This is a genomic window from Aliisedimentitalea scapharcae, from assembly GCF_045277565.1.
GTDB classification, from domain to species: domain Bacteria; phylum Pseudomonadota; class Alphaproteobacteria; order Rhodobacterales; family Rhodobacteraceae; genus Aliisedimentitalea; species Aliisedimentitalea scapharcae.
In genome coordinates, this window is the sequence record NZ_CP123584.1 from 778006 (window position 1) to 801658 (window position 23653).

Sequence of the window (23653 nt, forward strand, 5' to 3'; positions counted from 1 at the left end):
AGATCAGTCTGGATCGCAGAACAGGGAATACAACAGCCCGATCACCTGTTCGGTGTTGCTGTCGCTTAGGGAATAATAGATCGTCTTGCCATCGCGGCGGGTGGTCACCAACCCTTCGTCGCGCAGGCGGGCCAGCATCTGGCTGACTGCGGCCTGTCGAATGCCCAGCAGCTCTTCCAGCTCTCCCACCGAGCGTTCGCCGGTTCCAAGATGACACAGGATCATCAGTCGTCCCTCATGCGCCAAAGTCTTGAGAAAGGCTGCGGCCTCGGCGGCACGCTGTTCCATATCGGTTGGAATTTCCGGTGAGATAGCGGAGGCGGGTTGAGCAGTCACGGTCCTGAATCCTGAATTGATATAGATAGAATATATCGTTGTTACAGGCATTGTGAAGCGACTCTTGCAATCCGCACGAATTGGTGAAGGGTGATGCCCCTTTGCAGGCGCATCACTGTGTCGGGTCAGGTTTTTGAGAGTATGGCCGGAGAGCCGCCCTGGAACGCATTGCCATTCACGTAGTCGCAAGGATCATCGCGCATGTTCAGATGCAGGTCGGATCCTGTAAACGGGTGGGCGCGAGCCAGGTCTTCGTCCACGTCTATCCCCAATCCTGCTGCTGTCGGCGTCGGGATGAACCCGTCTTCGACCTGAATGCTGCTTTTGATCAATGCGTCGTGAAACGGGGTTTCGATGGTTTCAGCCAAAAGGATATTGGGAATCGACGCTGCCAATTGAATGTTCGCAGCCCATTCCACGGGACCCGCATACAGATGCGGTGCAATCTGGGCGTTATAGACTTCGGCGATGGCGGCGACCTTTTTCATCTCCCAGATCCCGCCTGCACGTCCCAAAGCCGGTTGCAGGATCGTTGCGGCACCCGACTGTAGGACGGCTGCAAATTCGGCCTTGGTGGTTAGCCGTTCACCGGTGGCGACCGGGATGCGGACAGCGTGCGCGACTTTGGCCATTTCAGGATAATTGTCTGGTGGCACCGGTTCTTCGAACCACAATGGCGAATAGGGTTCCAGCGCCTGCCCCAGGCGGATGGCCCCGGCGGTTGTGAATTGCCCGTGCGTGCCGAACAGCAGGTCGGCCTTGTCGCCAACGGCCTCGCGGATGGCTTTGCAAAAGGCGACGGACTGTGAAATATCGCTCATCGCAGGCATGTGCCCGCCACGCATGGTATAGGGGCCGGCCGGGTCGAATTTTACGGCTGTATAGCCCCGCGAGACCAGTTCGGAGGCAGATTCGGCGGCCATATCTGGTGACGTCCAGAAATCGTTCAGGTCGTGGTGCGGCAGCGGATAAAGGTAAGTATAGGCCCTGATCCGGTCATTCATCCGCCCGCCGATCAGCGCGTGCACGGGCCGGTCGCGGTCTTTGCCCAGAATATCCCAACAGGCCATTTCCAAACCTGACCACGCCCCCATGACCGTCAAATCGGGGCGTTGGGTAAAGCCCGAGGAATAGATGCGACGAAACATCAATTCGATGTCTTCGGGATTTTGATCGCCCATGTGACGGTCGAACACATCCTGGATCACATGTGTCATCGCCTGGGGGCCAATGGTCGACGCGTAACATTCCCCCCAGCCGGTCACCCCGCTGTCTGTGGTGATCTTGACCAAAATCCAATACCGACCGCCCCATCCTGGTGCTGGCGGGGCCGTGACGATAACGTCGAGATCTTGCAGTTTCATCTCGTGCACTCCCAGGTGTTCAGTTTCCTGCCGGGTCTCGATCGAACAGGATGACGTTGCGCTTGGCGCTACCGGTCTTGGTGTCGGCAATTGCGTCGTTGATCTGGTCCAACGTCCAACGTCTGGAAATCAGTTCGTCCAGCTTCAGCCGTCCCTGTTGATACAGGTCGATCATCCAGGGGATATCACGCTGGATCACAACGTCTCCCATTTTTGACCCGATAAGCCCCTGACCGATGGCGGCCATGACCACGGGTTCATAGGCAGCCTTGGCCCCGGAATGGGGCATTCCGATCATGATTGCCTTGCCGCCTCGTCCCAGATAGCGCATTGCCTGTTCATAGGCCGGGATTGCGCCGACGGTGACCAGCACCGCATCCGCTCCACGTCCTCCGAGGGCCTTGTAGGATGCCTTCCACGGGGTCGGGTCGCTGGCCAACACCCCATGCGTGGCACCGAATGACCGGGCTATCTCGAGCTTTTCTTCGGTCATGTCCACGGCCACGATCCGCCGGGCCCCGGCGATGCGCGCGCCCTGAATGGCGTTCAACCCGACACCGCCCGCGCCGATCACCACCACGTCCTGCCCGGCCCGCAGCCCGGCCGCATTCACAGCAGCTCCGACGCCGGTGATGACCCCGCAGGACAGCAGAGAGGCGACGTCCTTGGCCATATCCGAGGGGATTTGGACGATCTGGCGCTGGTCCACGACAACTTTTTCGGCGAAGGCACCACAGGACATTGCCTGATCCAATGGTCCGCCTTCTGCAGTGCGCAGCGGCCCCTTGACCGTATTGTGGGGTGTTTCGCAAATGGTCGGCTTGCCGCTGGCACAGCTGGGGCAGGTTCCACAGCTGCGGATCAGCGTGACCACAACGCTGTCCCCCAGATCGAAGCCGGTCACACCACCGCCGACGCGGGTGATGATTCCAGCCGCTTCGTGACCATAGACGGCCGGCAGATGTCCACCCCAGGCCCCATCGGCATAAGAGATGTCAGAATGGCAGATCGCGACGGCATCCAGGGTGATTTCGACCTCGCCCATTCCCGGCGGTGCCAGTTGGATATCCTCGATGACCAAAGGGGCCCCAAATTCGTGGCAAACGGCTGCCTTGATGGTTTGCATTGCGAGTTCCCTTGCTGCCTTGTTCTGGTCAGGGTGACCCGCCAGCCCTGGTGTCGCAAGCGGTAAACCGCCCCATTCATGTCGTTATTACGCTACGAAAGTCAGTCGGTATCAACTTTGCTCTTTGGGTTGACGCAGGAAGACCGCCAACGCGACAAAGATCAGCGCCATTGATACCAAAAACGGCGCACCGGGGAAATGGACCGGCGCGCCGTCGCGGGTAAAGGCTGAAAACACGGATGCCATCATCAAAGGCGACACGATCATGGACAAGGCATGAACCGACGTGAACACCCCCTGCAATTCTCCTTGTGCGTCATCGCTGACCCTGCGTGACATGATGGCCTGCAATGCTGGCGACACCACTGCGCCCAGCGCGGCAACCGGTGTCAGGATCAACGCGGCTGCGCCGCTGGTGACAATCGCCAACAGGAAAAAGGCCACTGCGTCGAACAGCTGACCATAGATCACAGTCTTGCGTTCCCCGACCCATCGCAGCACCAGTCGGATCAACACACCCTGAACCAATGCCATTGAAATCCCGAACAGCCCCAGCGACAGGCCGATAGTTTGCGGGCTCCAGTCGAACCGGGCCTGCGTGAAGTAGGACCAGATTGCCGGATAGACATACAGCGCAACGGAATAGATGAAATAGACCAGCAACAAGGGTGCGATCCCCGGCAGTTTCGAGATCCCGAAAAAGGCACCCAACGGGTTGGCACGGCGCCACGCAAAGGGACGGCGTTTTTCGGGGGGTAGAGTCTCGCGCATGGCGACCGCGCCCAGCAGCGCATTCAGCCCGACCACACCGGCTGCTGCGTAGAACGGCGCGCGGGTGCCCAATTCCCCCAGCAATCCGCCCACCAGCGGCCCCAAGACAAAGCCAACGCCAAACCCGGCTCCCAACAGCCCGAAATTTGCCGCCTTTTCGTGCGGTTTGGATTGATCCGCCATACAGGCACCCGCGGTCGCATGGGTGGCCGAAGTGATGCCGCTGATCATTTGCCCGACCAACAGAACCCACAAGGCCGTCGCCTGGGCCAGCACCAGATAGGAGCAGCTCATCATAGTCAGAGAGACCAGCAACACCGGACGCCGCCCGAACCGGTCCGACAAGTTGCCCAAAAGCGGTGAAAACAGAAACTGCATCACTGCAAACACCGTGGACAGGATGCCGCCCCACAATGCAGCATCCGCGAGGTCGCCGCCCTGAACTTCGCGGATCAGGGACGGCATGATCGGCATGATCAGCCCGATTCCCATGGCATCCAGCATCACGGTCGACAATAGAAACAGAACGGACAGGCGCAATGCGGGCCTCATGAATGGATCTGGGTTGGGCGCAGGCTAATATGGACGGGAAAGCGCGAAAACCTCGGATCTAGTTTGGCGACGCGAGGGAACAGGTGCGGGGGCAGGTCATCTGGGCGCGTCAGCGCCTTGTGACCTGCCAGGCCCAACGGGTTTTGGTGCCTCGCAGAGGCGTCACAACCGGGCGGGAGCGGCCCGATTCCGTTTCACGTGTTCACGTTGCGGTTCTGGCCAACCCGGGCAACAAAGGCACGGGCCTCTGTCGGGGCCTGGCCCAACTGCCGACCGGGATCGAACAAGTGTTCCACGTCCAACTCAGGGTGGGCTGCTGCCACAAGGTCGCGCAGGTGCCGCTGGCTTTCCTGTGCGGTTCGGCAGAGCTCCTTGACTGCCGCTTGGGCATCCGGTCGTGGCATGGTTTCTGCCAGAGCAAAGCTGAGCGCTTCGGCGTGGATCATGCCCAGGCCGCCATCGACGGTGGTCAGCATCTGTTTGGTCTGAGGTTCCAATCCTGTGCCCAGGTCACATGCCGTACGCGCTGAACAGGCGGCCCCCAACACGATCTGGGGCAGGCACATCCATTCAGTGAACCATGCCGCCCCATCGCGTTGATGACGGTGCACCGATGCGTTTTGCAATGTGCCATTCAGGGCCACAGTCTGCGCCGCAACAGCACACAGCACCGCCGGAGCCACCGGGTTCTGTTTCTGGGGCATGGTCGAGGATGCCCCAGCGCCACCCAACCGCAGCTCTGCGATGCCACTTTGCACCAGATCGGTTGAATCTTCGCCCAGCTTAGCCAAGGCCAGCGTGACCCGGGTCATCCAGTCCGCGATACGAAGAATTGGATTGCGGTCCGTGTGCCAGCTGCGCCCGGGATCACCCAGCCCCAAGCCCTTTGCCAGCTCGGCTCTTTGCTGTGCTGCTGTCTCTCCCAGCGCTGAACTGGTCCCGGCAGCGCCTGACAGCGAGACCAGCAAGCAGGAAGATCGCAGGTCGCCCAAGTCATCCAGAAGGTCCATCACCGGTTGCCCCCACCCTGCCACCACAGCGCCAAAGCTGGTGGGAGTGGCGTGCTGGCCATAGGTGCGTGCAGGCATTGGCGTATCCGCATGACGTTCGGCCAAAGTGGCCAAGGTTTCGACAAATGCACGCAGATCCGTTTCCATCAAGGCCAGCGCCTGCCGCAACCGCAACATCAGGCCGGTGTCGATGATGTCCTGGGATGTGGCCCCCCAATGGACGAATTGGGCATGTTCTGGTGCTTGCATTTCCGCCCGGAACGCTGCGACAAGGCCGGGAACCGAAACGCCATTTTGTCCAGTCGGCTTGCGCAGGGCACCAGGATCCAGCTGAATTTCCAAAGACGCTCTGCGAATGGCACCTGCGCTGTCCGCTGGTATTACGCCCAGAGCGCCCTGAACCTGGGCCAATGTACCTTCTACCAGCAACATGGCGCGCAATTCGGCGCTGTCGGTGAATAAACGCCCGATCTCGGCTGTCGAAAAAAGGTCGCCGTACAGCGCAGATGTAAAAACCGAACCTGCCATCATAATCCTCGTGAGATGTGTCCCATCAGCGTTGCCAAACCCTGTGGGTCCGCAAAGAATGGGGAATGGGATGTCTGCATTTCAAAGACTCGATCCAATGGCCAATCGGCCGTCATTTCGGTCTGATACTCTGGTGGGATCGTCCTGTCCTTTGTACAGCGGATATACGCTTTGGGAACGCCCTGCCAGCGGGTCGTCGATACCAGCGCAGTGTCCTGCGGGCGAATGGCCTGAGGTGTCAGGCGATCCAGCGCCAGCGCAACTGAGTCAACAGGACAATCGTGATAAAACAATGCGGGAACCTGATCTGGATCAATCGTATAGCTCTGTCCAAGCTCATCCTTTACGATGGCCCCCATCAACGGTTGTCGGCGTGCCCGTTTGCGAAGATCGATCATCGACAGCCCTGCCACCGGAACATAGGCACACAGATAAATCAGCCCGCGCATCGCAGATGGGTTCATCTCCGCCGCCAGGCTGATCGGAATGCCGCCCCAGGAATGCCCCAGGAGGATGGTGCCGGGATCAGACGCTTTCAGAATGGCGTCTGCGGTCATCTCCAATGTCACGTCCGTCAATGGGGTCGGGTCATCTCCATGACCGGGGAGGTCGATGGCGCGGGCCGTGTGTCCCTGAGCTTCGAGCGCAGCGATCAAAAAGCGCCAACACCAGCGCCCGTGACACGATCCATGAATCAGCAGAAAATCCGACATCAGATCTGACCATGTCCTGTGTCAGTCAAAAACTGGGTCAGGAGCGCTGCATATTCCTCGGGCTGCTCTACACACGGCAGATGCCCGGCTTTGCGGATCAGGTGAAATTTGGAGCCTGGGATCAGGGCTGTTGTTTCGCGTACCAGATCCGGCGGTGTCGCGCCGTCGTCGCTGCCCGCGATGCCCAATGTCGGAAGGCGTAATCCGCTGGTTGGGGTAAAGAAATCTGTGCCTGAAATCGCAGCGCAACATCCAGCATAGCCTTCGGCTGGCTGGCGCAACAGCATGTTGCGCCACAGGGCGCATTCTGGCGTATTGCGGAATGCGCGCGAAAACCAGCGCTCCATGATCGGATCAGCCAGAGCTTCAATGCCATGCGTCTTGATGGTCTGAATCCGTTCCTGCCATTGTTCGGGAATCCCGATTTTGGCTGCAGTGTTGGACAAAACCAACGCCCGGACTTGATCCAGCCGTTTGACAGCCAATCCTTGGGCGATCATGCCACCGATGGACAGGCCCACAAACAAGCAGTCTCGCACCTGGAGGTGATCCAAAAGGCGTTCGGCATCTCTGACCAATGCGCCCATGGAATATGGTCCGGACGGCAGTGAAGAGAGACCGTGCCCGCGTTTGTCGTAGCGGATATAGCGGAACCTCGGGGGCAATAGCGGCAAAACCTGATCCCAGAGTCTTAAATCCGTGCCCAGAGAATTGGCAAACACCACCGGAGCTCCATCAGATGGGCCATCGATCCGGTAATGCAGCTGTACGTCTCCGAGATCTGCAATCTGCATGCGCTTGCTCCCTGTGAATGGATCTGCCCGTTGTAACCGGGCTGCAACCGTGGGGTAAAGCGTTCTGGAGGGCGGCAGCGGGAAAATTTCTTAACTAAGAAATTTGCCAAAAGTTTTAGTGAAAACTTTTGGTCACACGGATGCGGAGACAAGTTCCATGTGGGCCATGATCTGCCCGTGGTCCGAGGCGAGTTTGTTATAGGGAGCCTCGGGGTGGCTGCCATCCGTCAAGTGATCATTGAAAACGCTAAAATACTGCATTCTTCCCACCGCCTTGGGCCACGACGGATCGAAATGGCGGGACATATATATCTGATCGATGCTTTCATGTACCCCGCCAAAGGCGGTGGTGTACACGACATCCCTCAAGGATTTTCGCAAGAACATCTTTTCGGCGGACCGCAGTCTGACCCGATCAACGGCTTCGGTGATTAGCCTGTTTTCTTCGCGTGTATATCGGTCACTCGATTGCTTAGCATCGTGGCGCAGCATCCAGGAATAATTGTGAAAGGGGATCTCGCCGCTGATGATTTCGCTGCTGACTGCATGTTCTCCATCGTTGAAATCACCCAGAACCATAACGGGGTGGCCCTGGTCTATTTCTTCCAGAATAGCACGGCGCAGAACCCAAGCTTCGGCCATCCGGCGCAGTGCGGCGCGGAGGGCACCCATGGCGCGCCCAGCCGGATCATAGGCACTCAGAACGGCCTCTGGGGCGTATTCAGCACCTTTGGGCGTGATATATTCGCCCAATTTGGATTTCAGGTGGCAGTTGAAAACCGTGATCACCTGGCCACCGACCGGGATACGCACCTTGAGGATTGGGCGCGACAGGCGGTGCAGGCGAAAACACCCTGCATCCTCGTCTCCGCCAAGAGCAGCCATCGGGATGTCCAGGGGCGCATCTAGGTTCTGTATGATTTCCGGCGCGCCAACGAAACCCAGTCGTGACAAGATCGCCAATCCTGGGCGGCGTCGCCCGGGTTCACCTGTATCATGCATATTTGGCGCAAAGGCGAGCGCTGCGCTGGTATAGGGGGTGTAGGAAAGTTTGCGAAAGATTGCCTTGCGCCGATAGCGTTTGCCGGGGCCAGGAATATTTGCGGCATTTGCTTCGTGCCCGCGACGATCGGTTTCGGCGATGACCTCACGCAGCGCGTCTTCTTCGAAGATTTCCTGAAAACCGACAACATCCGCGTCCATTGTCAGCAATTGGTCCGCCATCCAGTCCAGTTTCCAGGCGTATTCCTCGGGCGTGTAAACTTGGAATTTGTAGTATTCCCGATCAGGGCCGATCAGATTTTTGACGTTGAACGAGGCGATGGTAAAGCGCGTCATGATACCCTCCGGTCGGGTTGGGGCTGCGGACAGCCAGCTTTGTTCGTCACGGTCTCAAGCATAGGTTGCCAGGGCGGCGCGAAACATTTCCGGGTCGACGTTGCCGCCGGAAATCAAGGCAACAACGGTGTCGCCCTGGATTTGGTCCTTGCGAAACAAGGCGGCGGCCAGGGCCACGGCACCGCCGGGTTCGGCCACGACCTTGAGCCGGGAAAAAGCCAGGGCCATGGCATGCATGGCTTCGTCGTCGGTCACCACCAACCCGGGGCCACACAGGCGCGACATGATGGGAAAGGTCAAATCGCCCGGCTGCTGTGTCACGATGGCATCACAGATCGACCCGGATTGGGTTGGATTGGCCTGGATTTTTCCAGACGCCAGCGATCGGGTTGCGTCATCGAACCCGGCCGGTTCACAGGGGCGCGGGCGCAGGCCCGGTGCATGCCCTTCGAGCGCCAGGGCGATGCCTGACGTCAACCCGCCACCACCGCAACAGACCAGAACATCCGCGGTTTCAACCCCCAATTCGGCGGCTTGGGCTGCGATCTCCAAACCGGTTGTCCCCTGACCTGCAATCACCTGCGGTTCGTCATAGGGTTTGATCAGGGTCAGACCGCGCGTGTGTGACAGCTCCTGTCCGATGGCTTCACGGCTTTCACCGCCGACACGATCATAAAGGACAACCTCGGCCCCCAGCGCACGGGTGTTGTCGATTTTCATTTGCGGAGCATCCGCCGGCATGACGATCACCGCAGGAACCCCGTGTTGTCGTGCTGCCAATGCAACACCCTGCGCGTGATTGCCGCTGGAAAAGGCGATCACGCCCCGCTGTCGCACGTCCGGTGCCAGCGCCGAAACAGCCGACCAACCACCGCGGAACTTGAACGATCCGGTATGCTGCAGGCATTCGGGTTTGATCAGCACCCGTCGTCCGGCAATGTCATCCAGAAATGGAGAGCTGAGCAGTGGCGTCCGGCGGGCGTGCCCCTTGAGACGTGAGGCGGCCGCTTCGATCATGGCGAGCGAGGTCATCGGGACATCTCCGTGATGGTATGGATCAATTCAATGGCGGGGGCCTCGTCAAGAAAAGGCACATGGCCGCGGTTGGGCACGGTGCAAAACAGCATATCCGGGTTGCGGCGTTGCATGTCTGCTAGCGTTTTAGGGCCAAGTATGTCTGAATTCGCACCTCGGATCGCCCCCAGAGGGCCAGAGGCCAGAGCGTCAAACAGCGGCCAAAGGTCCGGGGCTTCGCCAGAAGCCGCCTGATCCTGCAAGGCCTGGGCCAGCATCGGATCATAGCGCGGGGTCAGCCCGTCGTCCGTTTCCAGATACTGGATTTCAGCCTGTTGCTGCCAGCGGGACAGGGGAACGTCCGGGAACTGTGGGGCCATTGCATCACCAAGGGCGCTGGCGGCCTGCTCTAGCGTTTTGGCGCGGGGCGGTTTGCCCACATAGGTCAGGATCCGGGCGATACCATCTGGGCTGATTTCGGGGCCGACATCGTTCAGGATGACGCCTGACAGACGATGGGCATGGGTTGCGGCCAACACCATGGCGATCAGCCCCCCGCGCGAAGTGCCGAGAAGGGAGACCTTTTCCAATCCAAGATGATCGAGCAATTCGATCACGTCACAGGATTCCTGCACCACATTGTAGTTGGCATAGGTTGGGTCGTACGCAGATTTTCCACGTCCGCGATAATCCAGCGTGATCAACCGCAGGTCGCGGGCATGGGGGGCAAAGAAATCAAAATCGCGACCACAGCGGGTCAGGCCGGGTAGGCACAACAGGGGGTGACCGGTGCCCTGATCCGTATAGTGCAGGAACAGGCCATCGGCGGTTGGGAACCGGGGCATTCAGACTCCTGCCAACTGTGGGATCGTGGTCAGGTCGGACAATACATGGGCTGGGGTCCAGGGCAGGCGATCCATCGGTTCTCCTGCCCGGTTAACCCAAGCTGTCGTGAACCCATAGCCGGTTGCGCATCCCGCGTCCCAGCCGTTAGAGGAGACGAACAATACCTCGTCCTTGCCACAGCTGAATCGTTGCCCGACCAGATCGTACACATTGGCATGGGGTTTGAAGATGCCAACGCTTTCGACTGACAGGACATCATCCAAAAGAGCGCCGATCTGTGCAGATTGCACGGCCCCGTTCAACATATCGGGAGACCCGTTGGACAGAATCGCCGTGTTCAGCCCCGCCTGTTTCAAAGTGGTCAGCATGGCGGGGACCTCGGGATAGGCTTGCAGCTCCCAATAAAGATCAAGCAATCGCTGGCGCAAAATCGCGTCGCCGTCCAGCCCCGTTGCCTCCAATGCCCAATCCAACCCGTTCTGAGTCACCTCCCAGAAATTGTCATGTGCATCGGCCACGGCCCTGAGCCACGTATATTGCAGCTGTTTCAGCCGCCAATGGTTGGCCAGTGCCATCCAGCGATCTGCCAGTTGTGGAAACTTGGGGTCTTGGGCGGCCTGACGGGCGGCGGCTGCGACGTCGAACAAGGTTCCATAGGCATCAAAAATACAGGTGGTAATGGGCATGACGGGTTCTCCTTGACGCGGAGAGTGGCACAGGCCCGCAGATGGGGAAAGGGCGGTTTTGACGGAAAATCCCTGCGCGTCTTTACATTCCTGTGAGAGGCTATAGGGTTTGCCGCCTTTGAAACCCGAACAGGATCGGACCCCTCATGACAGAAGTGAAGAACGGCGACACGGTGCATATCCACTACAAGGGCACCTTGACCGATGGCAGCGTATTTGACAGCTCCGAAGGCCGCGATCCGCTGTCGTTCACTGTGGGGGCCGGTCAGGTTATTCCGGGTATGGACGCGGAAATGGCAGGCATGAAGGTTGGCGACAAAAAGACCATCAATATCGCCTGCGAGAAAGCCTATGGCCCAATCAACCCGGCCGCACGTCAGGCAATCCCGCGCGAAGGGATCCCAGACGATATTCCGTTGGAAGTCGGCACTCAGTTGCAGATGCAAACCCCCGAAGGGCAAGTTTTGCCGGTGACTGTGGTGGAAGTTGATGACGCAACGGTGACTCTGGATGCCAATCATCCGCTGGCGGGCCAAGATCTGAATTTTGACATTGAATTGGTGTCGATTGCCTGATCACAACCAGCCTGCGCCCAGAAATCCCCGCATGTGCCAGCATCTGTGCTGCCACATGTGATGCCTGGGTGTGTCAGTTGCTGACGCCTGCGCGACGTATTGGAATGCGGTTCTGGGGCATGGCGCTGACTGCTGGCCGGGCTACCGGATCCTCGTCAGAGGCAAAAAACGCCGAAAAGCCGCCTTCGGAAGGATCTGTGTTTTCTTCCGTGGGCAGTTCAACATAGTCCATCGGGTCGCCATACCCCAGTGCACTGCGGGCCGACCGCGACAATGCCCCCAGAGCAGACATGAGCTTCCCCGGTGCTGCGAGTGGCGTTCCGTCGGTCGTGAATTCGGGGTTTTGTGTGTCCGGGTTGGCCTCAGAGACCGTTTCAGTGGTCAGCGTCGCGGTATCTACCTGGGTCGCGGCGGGCACGTGGTTGGTCCAGGACGACAGCTTTTGCGTTACCTGGGGTGTGCTGGCCAGGATGGCACCCATGGACAAGGCGCACCCAACAACAAGACACCAGCCTGCTACACGCAGATAGACGGGTTTACGTGTTGGTTCCCGTAAAACGGCCCCGAGCGTGATTTCGTCGGGAAGCGTGGGAACGGATGAGGCGGCAGCGGTTTCCTGTTTCATGTCGTCTGTCTAGCAACGAATCATGGCAACCAAGGGGCAATGCCATGACGGAGCCACGGCAATTGCCTTGGGTTTGAAATCCCGCCAGTTGCGAGGTGATCAGAGATGATCCGGCTGCGGCATGCCCAGAACGTGGAACCCGCCGTCGACGCGGATGATTTCACCAGTCGTACAGGCACCTGCGTCCGATGCCAGGTAAACTGCCGTACCGCCAACGGCCTCCAGCGTTGCGTTCGACCGCATGGGGGCGTTTTGGTCAGTATGTTTGAATGTCTTGCGCGCCCCACCAATTGCGGCCCCGGCCAGGGTCTTCATGGGACCGGGCGAGATCGCGTTGACGCGAATGCCTTCGGGACCCAGATCATTGGCCAGATAACGGGTTGCCGACTCCAGGGCCGCTTTGGCCACGCCCATGACGTTATAGTTGGGGACGACACGGTTTGACCCCTGATAGGTGAGTGTCAGCAGGGTGCCACCATTGTCCTGCATCAGCGGATAGGCCCGGCGCGCCACCTCTATGAAAGAGTAGGCGCTGATATCCATCGAATTCTTGAAATTCGCACGGCTGGTGTTCAGGAACCGGCCTGTCAGCTCTGTTTTGTCCGAATAGGCGACGGCATGAACCACGAAATCTATCGTTGGCCACCGCGCGCCCAATTGTTCGAATGCGGTATCCAATGATGCGTCATCGGTGACATCCACATCGACCATGAAATCCGAACCGACGCTGGCGGCCAGCGGTTCCAACCGCTTGCCAAAGGCGTCGCCCTGATAGGTAAAGGCAAGTTCGGCCCCGGCTTCGGCCATGGCCTTGGCGATGCCCCATGCGATCGACCGGTCGTTGGCGACGCCCATGATCAAGCCGCGTTTGCCTTGCAAAAGTCCCGACATCAGCGCTTACCCCTTGTACTTGCTCAGGATCATCGACCCATTGGTGCCACCAAAGCCGAAACTGTTGGTCATTACGGAATCAAGACCTGCGTTTTCGACCAGTTCAGTGGCAATTTCACCCGGTTGAATACCCTCGGCGAGCGTTTCGACGTTGATCGACGGTGTGATGAAGTCATTGTCCAGCATCAGCAGGCAAAAGATTGCCTCCAGCGCACCGGCTGCTCCCTGGGCGTGGCCGGTCATGGATTTGGTCGAACTGATGGGCGGCACATACCCTTGGCCAAATACCCGGCGGCAGGCTTCGACTTCGCCGACATCGCCGACCGGGGTCGATGTGCCATGGGCATTGATATAGCTGACCTTGCGATCTTCGGGCAGGGTGGACAGGGCCAGACGCATGGCGCGTTCGCCACCTTCGCCCGACGGGGCCACCATGTCATGTCCGTCCGAAGTCGCGGCAAAACCGGTGACTTCGGCATAGATCTTGGCACCGCGCGCCAAGGCGTGATCCAGATCTTCCAGCACGACAATGCCGCCGCCGCCCGAAATCACGAACCCGTCGCGGTCTTCGTCAAAGGCACGAGAGGCCTTGTCAGGGTTGTCGTTCTGTTTCGAAGACATCGCGCCCATGGCGTCGAACAGACAGGACAGGGTCCAGTCCAGTTCCTCGCCGCCGCCGGCAAACATCACGTCCTGTTTGCCCATCATGATCTGTTCCGCAGCGTTGCCGATGCAATGCAGCGAGGTCGAACAGGCAGAGGTGATCGAATAGTTGATGCCTTTGATCTTGAACGCAGTGGCCAGATTGGCCGAAATCGTCGAAGACATGCATTTTGGCACGGCGAACGGCCCGATGCGTTTGGTCGCGCCGGTTTTGGCCACCACCTGATGCGCGGCCAGCATGGCGCTGGTCGATGGACCGCCGGATCCAGCCACCAGGCCGGTGCGCGTATTGACCACATCATCTTCGCCCAATCCCGCGTCAGCGATGGCCTGGGTCATGGCAATATGGGCATAGGCGGCACCGGGTCCCATAAAGCGCAGGGTGCGTTTGTCCACCAGTTCCTTGATGTCGAGCTTGAGCGTACCAGCAACCTGGCTGCGGAACCCGTGTTCCACCATTTCAGGACTGGCAACGATGCCCGATTTTCCGGCTTTCAAGGAGGTGATGACCTCCTGAGCATTGTTCCCGATCGACGAGACGATCCCCAGCCCGGTAACGACGACACGACGCATACGTGCACTCCCTTGTTTGCTTAAGCCTTAGTAGGCTTTGAGGGGGAGAGGTGCAAGATGGGTTGGGGCAGAGCCCAGTCGGCGTTTCCAATCGCGCGGCGGGACGCGGGTGTCAAACGAGTTGAAACAACAGGGATGGCCATCTTCAGGGCCACATCCTGTTTCCTGTTACAGAACCGGATAGGGCAATTGTTTATGAACAATTTCTAGACAAGTTTCCGTGCAGGGGTGTTAGCCTGCACACGATAGAATTAAGTTATTTACGAGATTGGTGAATTCATGGCTCAGTCGGTTTTTTTGGAAGACCGTTATCTTGAAAAAAACCCTCACACTGACACCGAATGACGGGTCAGGATCTGTCTGGCAGATTTTGCCGAATGGCGGTCTTGGCGTGATAACTCAAAGCACGACAGAGGCAATTCGAACTCTCACGTATTCTGTGTTCGATGTTTCGGGAGAAATCGTGGGATCCCCAATTGTTCTCGCCTCTGTGCCAAAGGACAGTGGGTATTTGAGAGGCGATTTTGTTGTTGGGTCTACTGGTGACGTTTCCATCCAATATAGCGTGGTTACAGGCAGGTCCTATTTCCACTCTCACAAGGTGCCTGCCGGGGATCGTGTGGAAACGGAACTTCGCCACGTCAGTCTGACCGAAGACGGTGCTTTGGATGGAACACAAAGTCTTGCCAGCTGGTCCGGGTACATTCCGGAACTCCGCCTTACGGCGTTGAATGATGGTGGTCTGGCGCTTGTGTATTCGGGCGAGCCAAAGGACTGGATCGCGCCCGCCTCGCCCGGGGGGTATACTTTGGCGTCCATACCCGATCCGGACAGTCTGTTGCAAAGATTTGACGCTGATGGCAACCCGGTTGGTTCACCATCTGTTTGGACCAACCCGGGCGTTGCAGACCTGTATCGTGACATTGGGCTGGGCCGTGGTGGCGTCGAAGTGTCGGAAGTTTTGAGCATCTTTGAACGCCCGGATGGCACTGCGCTTGTGATCGTGGCAGAGCCGTTTGGTGCCGAATCCCGTTCCTACGGTCTCGAACCGCCTGCCCACATTTACAGCTATATTCTGCAGGCTGACGGCACATTGGGCGCGCGTCAAACGTTGTTCGATAACCCGCTGTCTGACCCAAATCCGTCTTCTGTTTGGGACCAGGACGGTGAAATCCAACAGTGGCAGATTGTGACGCTTGGGGATGGAACGTCCGCGTTTCTGAGCGTGCGCGGCTTTGTCGTTGGAGAAACACCAGACGGGTCATTGGATTATCATGCTTCGATCATGATGCAAGGGATCGACGCAAACGGTGCTTTGACAGGCGAAGCACGCGAGTTGGTGCGGTTCGACGCGTCCTATGCCAGCTTTGTCCAGCTTTTGGATGTGGAGCTGAATGCGGATGGGGCTTTGGTTCTGGTAACGTCTTCGGTTAGGTCGGGCTTCGACAAACACGTTGTGCCGGATGACGGGACAGAGGTTGTCAGCATCAATTTGGTCGACAAGGCAGAGGATCCTCTGGCTGGTCTGTTTTATGAACGAACCGCGATCGCGGAAATTCGCCCCGACGGTGGTGTCGTATTGCTCAGAGGCGGGCAGCTTGAGGATACCGGCGGGCCCCAAGAAGACGTGATTTATCTGTCAACCTATGCCGCTGACGGACAAAGCGAAGGACCGGGAATTCGCCTTGGAGACAAAAGAAACATCAACTGGCGAGAACTGAACGTCACGGCGGATGGTTTGATTACGGCGGTTTGGGACAATGCAGGCGAACCTGGTGATCCCTATGTCGGACGATTGATTGACGGGGCAGCATTTCACGTTCTGTCGCCGCGTATTCTGACAGACGATGCCGATTTGGAAACACTGGACAGCCCTGGATTTGTTGATGGGGCCGCCGGTGACGATACATTGACTGGCAGTGACGGGGATGATCGCCTGATCGGTGGCACCGGCAACGACATGCTGAGCGGCGGGCTGGGTCATGATCTGTTTCTTGCCGGTGCAGGCGACGATACGATTCACGGCTCCGATGGCACGGATGTCGCCTTTTGGGCTGGAAACTGGGCGGATTATACCGCCGTTTTGGTCGCGGAGACGGAGGTTCCCGAGCACCTTCGGGATATGGGGCCAGTGTATGCTATCACGGGGCGCAACAGCCGCACCGGGGATGGGCAGGATTTGATCCTTGGGATCGAAGAGCTTGTTTTTGATAACCGTCGGATGACACTTGACGAACTGGTCACGGAAACTCTGCGCGAGACAGGTGCCTTTGACGATGTGATCGAGGGTGTACCCGGAGAGAATGAGACACTTGACGGGGGCATCGGGAACGACACGCTGCGCGGCCTGGATGGTGACGACTCTCTTGTCGGGGGCGAGGATATCGATTTGCTGGAGGGCGGATCCGGCGATGATACGCTAGTTGGCGGTGACGGGGTCGATGTTCTGGATGGAGGAGAAGGCACCGATACAGCCGTCTTTTCCGGAAACTGGCGGGACTATGACTTTGCGTTGACGGGAATACCGGAGCGGTTTTCGTCGATACCCGAGATTCCAATGTCTTTGGAGCGGGAGGGGCAGGCCATTGTTGTGACCGCGCGTGACGATGCGCTGGGTGATGATCAGACAGATTTCCTCTATAATATAGAAGACTTGGTTTTCGCGGATCGCAGCGATAGCGCTTATCAGATCTTGCTCGAAGCGGGGACGTTCAACCTTTACCTGAATGGCACACCAGGTGCTGATACCATTACCGGTGGCATCGGGAATGACCAGATCGACGGAGACGCAGGCAATGACCTGATTTTTGGCGGCCCGGGCAACGACTACCTGAATGGGTCCTACAGCGATGATTCCATCGAAGGCGGCCGGGGCAACGATACGCTGGAAGGCGATTTTGGAAACGACACGTTGGATGGTGGGCCCGGAGACGACGAATTGCAATCTGGAGGCGGAGAAGGTGACGTTCTGCGTGGGGGGGATGGCAACGACTCTCTGAACGGATGGTACGGCCCGACCACCCAGGAAGGCGGCGCGGGTGATGACCGGCTGTGGGGTGGGAATGCGGATGACGTTTTGTATGGTCAAAGCGGGGTCGATACCATCGACGGGAACGAAGGAAATGACTTCGCGGATGGTGGCGACGGGGACGATTACGTTCGTGGCCAGGAGGGCAGTGACTATTTGTTCGGGCGCGCAGGAAACGACACGATCAATGGTGGGCAGGGCTCTGACACGATCAATGGGGGTGTGGGCGATGATCTGATCATCGGCGGAAGCGACATGGCCGAATTTGATCTGGCAGACATGATTCTGGCGGGTGACGGTGATGATCATGTGCTTGCTGGCGCAGGAAATGATCATGTGTTTGGCCAGGATGGCAATGACCGTATCCTGGGTGGTCTGGGTGCGGACACGTTGGTTGGTCAGCAGGGCAATGACACGCTCAGCGGAGGGGCGCTTTCGGATCTGGTGTTTGGCGGCGATGGAGATGACTATTTGAATGGCGGCTTTGGGCATGATCGGCTCAACGGCGGAAGCGGTGCGGATCGTTTCTTTCATGTCGGAGTTCCGGGACATGGGTCCGACTGGATTCAGGACTATTCATCTGATGATGGGGATATTCTGCTCTGGGGTGGCGGGGCCGCGGCCCGAGGCGATTTTCAGGTCAATTTTGCGCACACCGCCAATGGTGTTGGTGAACGCGCGGGCGAGGACTTGCAGCAGGAGGCCTTTGCGATCTACAGGCCCACCGGTCAAATCATCTGGGCGCTGGTTGATGGTCAGGGCCAGGACGAAATCAATCTCCGGATCGCAGGCGAAACCTTTGACCTGTTGGTCTGACCCGGCCACGGATTGCAGGCTGTAACACCAGGCGTTGCCAGTCAGCGGCGGCGTTCTGGGTTCGGAGACCTGGTACATGGGTGGGGGCGGTGCCAGAGCGGTTGCCCAAGAGCGATTGCCTGTGGCTTTCGCCGGTTTAGCCGCGGTACTTGTGAGTTCATGAAAGTGGCCTGTTGATCCCGGCCCTGTATTTTTTAATAGTCGTGGGCGTCCATCAGGTGTCAATGTTGTCGCGTAAGGGGGCCAAATGCTTCAACTCTATCGTGCGATCTGGCGGGTCAGCGGACGGCGTCAGATCATTCTTATCCTGCTATCACTCGCCATTGCTGGCCTCGCAGCAGCACCCCTGCATTTCCAAAAAGAGATCGTGAACCTACTGACAAAGGGATCTTACGGGGTGTCGCAGCTTTTTACGCTTGGCGCAGGGATGATGGGGGTTGTCTTGCTCAGCCTGGGGTTCAAATGGCTGATGGGGTATCGTTCGCAAATCCTGGGTGAAGATGTTATCCGGTTGATCCGGAAACGTTTATTGGAAGACTCTGCCGGCGGAGGGCGCGATCGGGCAAAAATTCCGACCGGTACGCTGTCAACGGCCATTTCGGCCGAGGCCGAAGAGCTGGGCAAGTTCACAGGTAGCGCTTTTTCCGAACCTGTGATGCAAATCGGAACATTGATCAGTGTGGTTGGCTTTGTGGCATCCACTCAACCCGGACTTGGGATCATAGCTTTTTCGATCATTGCCCCTCAGGTGCTGATCGTATTGTTGACGCAGCGCAAAGTGAACGTGCTGCTGGCCGAGCGTATCCGGGTTTTACGGCGCGCAACGGACCAGATAACCGCCACCGAGCTTGACGCCATTGTCCAAACGGTTTTTCAGGAATTCGACCGCATCTATCAGGTCAGGCAATCAATGTTCAAATGGAAGTTGTCGACCAAGTTCCTGTTGAGCGCAATCAATGGGGCTGGCACGGTAGCTGTCTTTATGATTGGCGGTGTGCTTGTTCTGGAGGGGCGTACGGACGTGGGAACGGTTGTTGCTGCGACGATGGGGTTGAGCAGGCTGAATGGGCCAACGGCGTTCTTGATTTCATTTTACCGTCAGGTCAGTGCAAACCGAGTAAAATTTGAACTGTTGCGTGGGTTGATAAACCCAAATCAATCTGAAACCGCCTGAGATGGGTTCGGGCGGCTAGAGATCCCTCCAGCCCACAGTCGTTTGGACCGGGGTCGCGGCCTGATCGCATAGCAACCGTCTGTTTTGCCTTGGGGCGCACAGCCGGCATGAAAAAAGAGGCCTGAGGGCCTCTTTCACTATTCAATATTCTGATCAGCGTTGTTCTGATCAGCTCTCGCTCAATGCGACTTTCATGCCCTTGACCTGATAGATCACTTCGCCGTCGGCTTCGACGATGCCATCAGCGACGCCCATTGTCAGGCGACGGGTCTGGATCGCTTTGGTAAAGTCGATCTTGTAGGTCAGCATCTTGCGGTCAGGGCGGACCATGCCGGTCAGTTTGACTTCGCCCGCACCCAGCGCGTAACCGCGCCCCAACCAGCCACGCCAACCCAAATTGAACCCGGTCAGCTGCCACAAACCGTCCAGTCCCAGACAGCCGGGCATGATCGGATTGCCAGGGAAATGGCACTCGAAAAACCACAGATCCGGGTTGATGTCGAATTCGGCGACGATATGACCTTTGCCATGGGCACCGCCATCGGCGCTCACCTCGGTGATCCGGTCCATCATCAGCATGGGCGGTGCGGGCAGCTGAGCGTTGCCTGGGCCGAACAAGTCGCCACGGGCACATTTCAGCAGGTCGTCCTTGTCAAAGCTGGTGGGGTATTGGGACATGCTGATCCGTCTCCTGGGTAGGGTCTTTGCGTTTCTGATCTCGCGCACGAGTATCCTGACCCCTCTAGCATTGGGCCAAAGGGTCCCGCAAGTGTGCGAAAGCGCCCCGTTTCAAGGTAAATCGTCACTGTTGCGAATGAAATTCATTTGAATTCCAACTCGCACTGGCCCTATATATACGATCAATAGCATCAAAGCAGGTCCGTCCATGACGCCGAACAGTTTGGAAATTGTAACCGATTGGCTGGTTACAGCCGGGTTGCGTCCAACCCGGCAGCGGGTGGCGTTGGCCGAATTGTTGGTCGGGGACGGCAAACACCGTCATGTCACTGCAGAAAGTCTGTTTGATGCTGCCAAAGATACCGGAGCGGCGGTGTCGTTGGCGACGGTCTATAATACGCTGCGGGCCTTTTGCGACGCTGGTGTGCTGCAGGAAATCACGGTGGACGGCTCCAAAAGCTACTTTGACACCAACACCCACGACCATCCGCATTTCTTCTGGGAAGATGAGGGCCGTTTGACCGACGCTCCGTCGGATCAACTGGTAATCCAAAGGGTTCCGGACGCGCCTGAGGGTGTCGAAATCGCGTCAGTCGACGTTGTAATCCGATTGCGCAAAATCAACCGCTGACATTCATGATTGTATTGGCTGTGATGCCGTGTGCTGATGGCTCAGCTGTGCTGCGAGAGCCGTTTGTGCGGTGTTGACCGTTTCGCCAAGCCGGGTTTGGATGTGGCTGACTAGGACAATTGGCTCTTGGGCCGATGGATTGCTGATTGGGATGGTGACCAGCGGTTTGCCATCATAGCTGATCACTCCAGGCGGCTGGCTATAGCTGATGCCGACACCTTCGTTATTTGCGGCCAGGCTGCGCAACAATTCCAGCGATGATGCCCGATGTGCTACTTTGGGCAATAGGTCGTGGGTTTTGAACAAGCCGAGCATGTGTTGGATCGACAGGCCTTCCTGTGAGAGCACCAATGGGTGGAGGCTCAGTTCGTGCAGGGTAACGCTGCTTTGCGCGGCCAGAGGGTGCAACGGAGACATCAGGGCATGCGGAGCGACTCTGTCCAGTTCGATCCGGTGAAATCCGGCATCCAACCCCAGATCATAGGTGATGGCCAGATCGATATCGCCTTTGAGCAAGGCCGTGATCATGGAGTCAAACGGATCTGCCCGGTAGCTGATCGAAACATCCGGCAAAGCGAGGCGCAGGATTTGCAGGGCTGGAGCCAATAGAAACGGTGCCAGATCGGCAAAACATCCCACCGCCAGCCGCTGAAGTCCCGGGGGTGCCGTCGCTGCGTTCTCCAATTGTGCTGCCTGATCCAGAACAGCCTGGGCACGGGCGGCAAAGCTGCGCCCCTGAGGGGTCAGGATCAACGCCGCGCCGCGTCGGCGCAGAAACAAGGGATATCCCAGATGTTCCTCGACTTTGGTCAATGCGTTGGACAGCGCCGGTTGACTGACATGTACGGCCTGCGCCGCGGCCGACAGGCTGCCATGATGGGCAACGGCGGTGACATATTCATAGTGGCGCAGGGTTAGGTATAACATGAGATTAAGACTACCTTTGTGAGATATGATTTGAAAGGCGCAAAGGCAGTCGGATAAAGATTGTGAAACATGCATCTTTTCAGCAAAGGCAAAACAAATGGTCCATTCACTGATTTCCAAAGCTGACGTCGAACAGTTTCAGCGCGATGGGGTTGTGCTGATCCGAGGATTGTTTGCAGATCAGGTCGATCTGCTGCGCCAGGGTGTAGCAGAGAACATGGCAAACCCGGGGCCCTTTGCCTCGAACAACAAAAAGGATGGTCAGACGGGGCTGTTCTTTGATGACTATTGCAATTGGGAGCGGATCCCGGCGCTGAAGCAGGCGATCCTGGACTCTCCTGTGGCGGATGTCGCGGCCGATCTGATGCAGTCCAAACGCGTTCAGATGTTCCATGATCATGTATTGGTCAAAGAGCCCGGCACGTCTATGCCGACTCCCTGGCACCAGGACGGACCGTATTATTTTGTCGAAGGTCAGCAGACTGTCAGCTTCTGGTCGCCGCTTGATCCGGTAAAGGAAGCGACCCTGCGCTGTGTCGCCGGGTCACATCGCTGGGAAAAGGAAGTGTTGCCAACCCGTTGGGTGTCCGAAGAAGGGTTCTTTGCCGACGAAGGTCAATACATGCCAATCCCGGATCCAGATGCCGAAGATATGACCGTTCTCGAGTACGAGATGCAGCCCGGGGACGCTGTGGCCTTTAACTACAAGATTCTGCATGGTGCCCGCGGCAACACCAGCGATCAGCGACGTCGTGCGTTTTCGTTGCGACTTGTTGGCGACGATGCGCGGTATATCGAACGCCCGGGCCGGACGTCTCCGCCCTATCCGGGACATGACATGATCCCGGGGCAGATATTGCGTCAGGATTGGTTTCCCTTTCTGTTGGAACGCTGATCGACGGTCATTGCCAGGGACGCGCGGTGCGTGTTCTTTGGTGGGGAAATAGTAGGTGTGGACTGGGGGCTGTGCCCCTGGTTCCGCAACCTAATTCCCTGTGGTCTTTTGGGCCACAGGGCAAGGCCAACCTAGGGCGCGGTGCCTAGAACCACTGGCCCGGTTCCATAAGCCCAAGGTCCAGCAGTTGGCGCGAATGCCATTCAAACGCTGTCGAGTTGTAGCTGCGAAATGTATTGATGTCGAAGGCAGAGCCGGGATTGCGTTTGAGCGCCTTGGCGGTGCGGAACGAACAGATGGCCGCGGTCAGGTTGTGGTGCCACGGACAGGCGTAGGTATTGTACTCTTGGTCGTTAAAGGTGTGGTCAGGATTGAGGATCAACCCTGGTTTCGCCTGAAAGAACGAAATTCTATCGATCTTGCGGCTGTTTTTGGGAATGTGTTCTTCGTACCGCCAGCGCAATCCGCCAAAGAAATCCAATTGTCGTTCTCGTGGATGGTTGGTGACCGGGTCCTTGCGGGATTGGGCATAATACCCGGATTTGTCCAGGCTGGCCTTGTCCAGCGAGACCGCATTGGGGTGTGAAGATAGATCATTGGCGTAAAGGTCGATGACATAGGTCAGCATCGCATTGCGTCGTTCTTCGGTGTGAAAAGCCAGCATTTCCGCAACGCTTCGGGTTTCGCAGAACGGGTAGAACAGGAACTCTGCGTTATAGCAGTAATACAGCCAGGTCCCGGGTTTTGACCGGGCAATCAGCCTGTTAATGGCATCAAACACGGCCGTGCGCGGGCCGCAGTCAAAGGGAATACGATGCACTTTGGCCGCAACATCAGCGGGCAGATCGAACGCATCCGGAATAAAAACCAAAATAGTGTCAAAGCCACTTTGCATATGGTGGCGCAGGGTTGTCGCAATTTCGATATCGTCTTCGACAAAGATCATGGCAATCGGGCCCTTGACCAGGATGTCGGCCCCATGCCTGAGGAATGCGTCCAGTGAAGAATGGTCCATGTGCGCCTCTGCCCGTGCTTGATGTTGGCATTTTTGACCAAAATCGGTTAATCGCACGTGCATTGCAAGCTGCAGTATTTCCCC

The 23653-nt window shown here is 57.8% G+C and carries 22 protein-coding genes; 5 read left to right on the plus strand and 17 right to left on the minus strand.

What is annotated here, in order from left to right; translation table 11 throughout:
• Positions 1-3: 3 nt before the first annotated feature.
• The 11 genes from QEZ52_RS03640 to QEZ52_RS03690 form a co-directional block, all read right to left on the minus strand.
• Positions 4-288: an ArsR/SmtB family transcription factor gene (locus QEZ52_RS03640; protein WP_406650287.1), complete on the minus strand. Its 285-nt coding sequence runs from the start codon at positions 286-288 to the stop codon at positions 4-6.
• A 173-nt stretch (positions 289-461) separates the two neighbouring features.
• Positions 462-1700: a mandelate racemase/muconate lactonizing enzyme family protein gene (locus tag QEZ52_RS03645; RefSeq protein ID WP_406648058.1), complete on the minus strand. Its 1239-nt coding sequence runs from the start codon at positions 1698-1700 to the stop codon at positions 462-464.
• A gap of 19 nt (positions 1701-1719) precedes the next feature.
• A complete protein-coding gene (locus QEZ52_RS03650) occupies positions 1720-2826 on the minus strand; it encodes a Zn-dependent alcohol dehydrogenase (protein ID WP_406648060.1) in 1107 nt (368 codons plus the stop codon).
• A 111-nt stretch (positions 2827-2937) separates the two neighbouring features.
• The gene (locus tag QEZ52_RS03655; protein ID WP_406650290.1) at positions 2938-4137 is read right to left on the minus strand and encodes a TCR/Tet family MFS transporter; all 1200 of its coding nucleotides are present in this window, start codon (positions 4135-4137) and stop codon (positions 2938-2940) included.
• 206 nt (positions 4138-4343) lie between these two features.
• Positions 4344-5687 (minus strand): adenylosuccinate lyase family protein, encoded by a 1344-nt coding sequence (locus QEZ52_RS03660; RefSeq protein ID WP_406650293.1) that lies wholly within the window; start codon positions 5685-5687, stop codon positions 4344-4346.
• Complete coding sequence (locus QEZ52_RS03665; RefSeq protein WP_406648061.1) at positions 5687-6400, minus strand: alpha/beta fold hydrolase; 714 nt, start codon at positions 6398-6400, stop codon at positions 5687-5689. Before QEZ52_RS03665 ends, QEZ52_RS03660 begins: the two co-directional genes overlap by 1 nt.
• Complete coding sequence (gene pcaD / locus QEZ52_RS03670) at positions 6400-7194, minus strand: 3-oxoadipate enol-lactonase (protein ID WP_406648062.1); 795 nt, start codon at positions 7192-7194, stop codon at positions 6400-6402. The genes QEZ52_RS03665 and pcaD overlap by 1 nt, the downstream gene beginning before the upstream one ends.
• A gap of 132 nt (positions 7195-7326) precedes the next feature.
• On the minus strand, positions 7327-8532 hold the full coding sequence (locus QEZ52_RS03675) for an endonuclease/exonuclease/phosphatase family protein (RefSeq protein ID WP_406648063.1): 1206 nt from the start codon (positions 8530-8532) through the stop codon (positions 7327-7329).
• Between the two features lie 54 nt (positions 8533-8586).
• The gene (locus QEZ52_RS03680) at positions 8587-9564 is read right to left on the minus strand and encodes a threonine/serine dehydratase (protein WP_406648065.1); all 978 of its coding nucleotides are present in this window, start codon (positions 9562-9564) and stop codon (positions 8587-8589) included.
• A complete protein-coding gene (locus QEZ52_RS03685; protein ID WP_406648066.1) occupies positions 9561-10391 on the minus strand; it encodes an alpha/beta fold hydrolase in 831 nt (276 codons plus the stop codon). Before QEZ52_RS03685 ends, QEZ52_RS03680 begins: the two co-directional genes overlap by 4 nt.
• Positions 10392-11078 carry a haloacid dehalogenase type II gene (locus tag QEZ52_RS03690; RefSeq protein WP_406648068.1) on the minus strand — a complete coding sequence of 229 codons (687 nt, stop codon included), beginning with the start codon at positions 11076-11078 and terminating at the stop codon, positions 10392-10394. It abuts the gene before it with no gap.
• Positions 11079-11224: 146 nt separating this feature from the next.
• On the opposite strand from QEZ52_RS03690, the gene QEZ52_RS03695 reads away from it, so the two are divergent.
• Positions 11225-11653: a peptidylprolyl isomerase gene (locus tag QEZ52_RS03695; RefSeq protein ID WP_406648069.1), complete on the plus strand. Its 429-nt coding sequence runs from the start codon at positions 11225-11227 to the stop codon at positions 11651-11653.
• Between the two features lie 73 nt (positions 11654-11726).
• On the opposite strand, the gene QEZ52_RS03700 is transcribed toward QEZ52_RS03695, so the two are convergent.
• The 3 genes from QEZ52_RS03700 to fabB form a co-directional block, all read right to left on the minus strand.
• Positions 11727-12278, minus strand: coding sequence for a hypothetical protein (locus QEZ52_RS03700; protein WP_406648071.1), 552 nt, complete (start codon positions 12276-12278; stop codon positions 11727-11729).
• 99 nt (positions 12279-12377) lie between these two features.
• Complete coding sequence (locus tag QEZ52_RS03705; RefSeq protein WP_406648072.1) at positions 12378-13169, minus strand: enoyl-ACP reductase; 792 nt, start codon at positions 13167-13169, stop codon at positions 12378-12380.
• Positions 13170-13175: 6 nt separating this feature from the next.
• The gene (fabB, locus tag QEZ52_RS03710) at positions 13176-14405 is read right to left on the minus strand and encodes a beta-ketoacyl-ACP synthase I (RefSeq protein ID WP_406648073.1); all 1230 of its coding nucleotides are present in this window, start codon (positions 14403-14405) and stop codon (positions 13176-13178) included.
• A gap of 619 nt (positions 14406-15024) precedes the next feature.
• Here fabB and QEZ52_RS03715 point away from each other — a divergent pair.
• Together QEZ52_RS03715 and QEZ52_RS03720 are read left to right on the plus strand one after the other, a co-directional pair.
• A complete protein-coding gene (locus QEZ52_RS03715) occupies positions 15025-18249 on the plus strand; it encodes a calcium-binding protein (protein ID WP_406648074.1) in 3225 nt (1074 codons plus the stop codon).
• A 247-nt stretch (positions 18250-18496) separates the two neighbouring features.
• Positions 18497-19423 (plus strand): ABC transporter transmembrane domain-containing protein, encoded by a 927-nt coding sequence (locus tag QEZ52_RS03720; protein WP_406648075.1) that lies wholly within the window; start codon positions 18497-18499, stop codon positions 19421-19423.
• A 168-nt stretch (positions 19424-19591) separates the two neighbouring features.
• On the opposite strand, the gene fabA is transcribed toward QEZ52_RS03720, so the two are convergent.
• On the minus strand, positions 19592-20101 hold the full coding sequence (gene fabA, locus QEZ52_RS03725) for a bifunctional 3-hydroxydecanoyl-ACP dehydratase/trans-2-decenoyl-ACP isomerase (protein ID WP_406648076.1): 510 nt from the start codon (positions 20099-20101) through the stop codon (positions 19592-19594).
• Between the two features lie 208 nt (positions 20102-20309).
• Here fabA and irrA point away from each other — a divergent pair, with 208 nt between their 5' ends.
• Positions 20310-20732 carry a Fur family transcriptional regulator gene (gene irrA, locus QEZ52_RS03730; protein ID WP_406648077.1) on the plus strand — a complete coding sequence of 141 codons (423 nt, stop codon included), beginning with the start codon at positions 20310-20312 and terminating at the stop codon, positions 20730-20732.
• A gap of 3 nt (positions 20733-20735) precedes the next feature.
• Here the strand turns inward: irrA and QEZ52_RS03735 are convergent, their stop codons facing one another.
• Complete coding sequence (locus QEZ52_RS03735) at positions 20736-21659, minus strand: LysR family transcriptional regulator (protein ID WP_406648078.1); 924 nt, start codon at positions 21657-21659, stop codon at positions 20736-20738.
• Positions 21660-21756: 97 nt separating this feature from the next.
• On the opposite strand from QEZ52_RS03735, the gene QEZ52_RS03740 reads away from it, so the two are divergent.
• Positions 21757-22554 (plus strand): phytanoyl-CoA dioxygenase family protein, encoded by a 798-nt coding sequence (locus QEZ52_RS03740; protein WP_406648080.1) that lies wholly within the window; start codon positions 21757-21759, stop codon positions 22552-22554.
• A 145-nt stretch (positions 22555-22699) separates the two neighbouring features.
• On the opposite strand, the gene QEZ52_RS03745 is transcribed toward QEZ52_RS03740, so the two are convergent.
• Positions 22700-23569 (minus strand): glycosyltransferase family 2 protein, encoded by an 870-nt coding sequence (locus QEZ52_RS03745; protein WP_406648081.1) that lies wholly within the window; start codon positions 23567-23569, stop codon positions 22700-22702.
• Positions 23570-23653 lie beyond the last annotated feature (84 nt).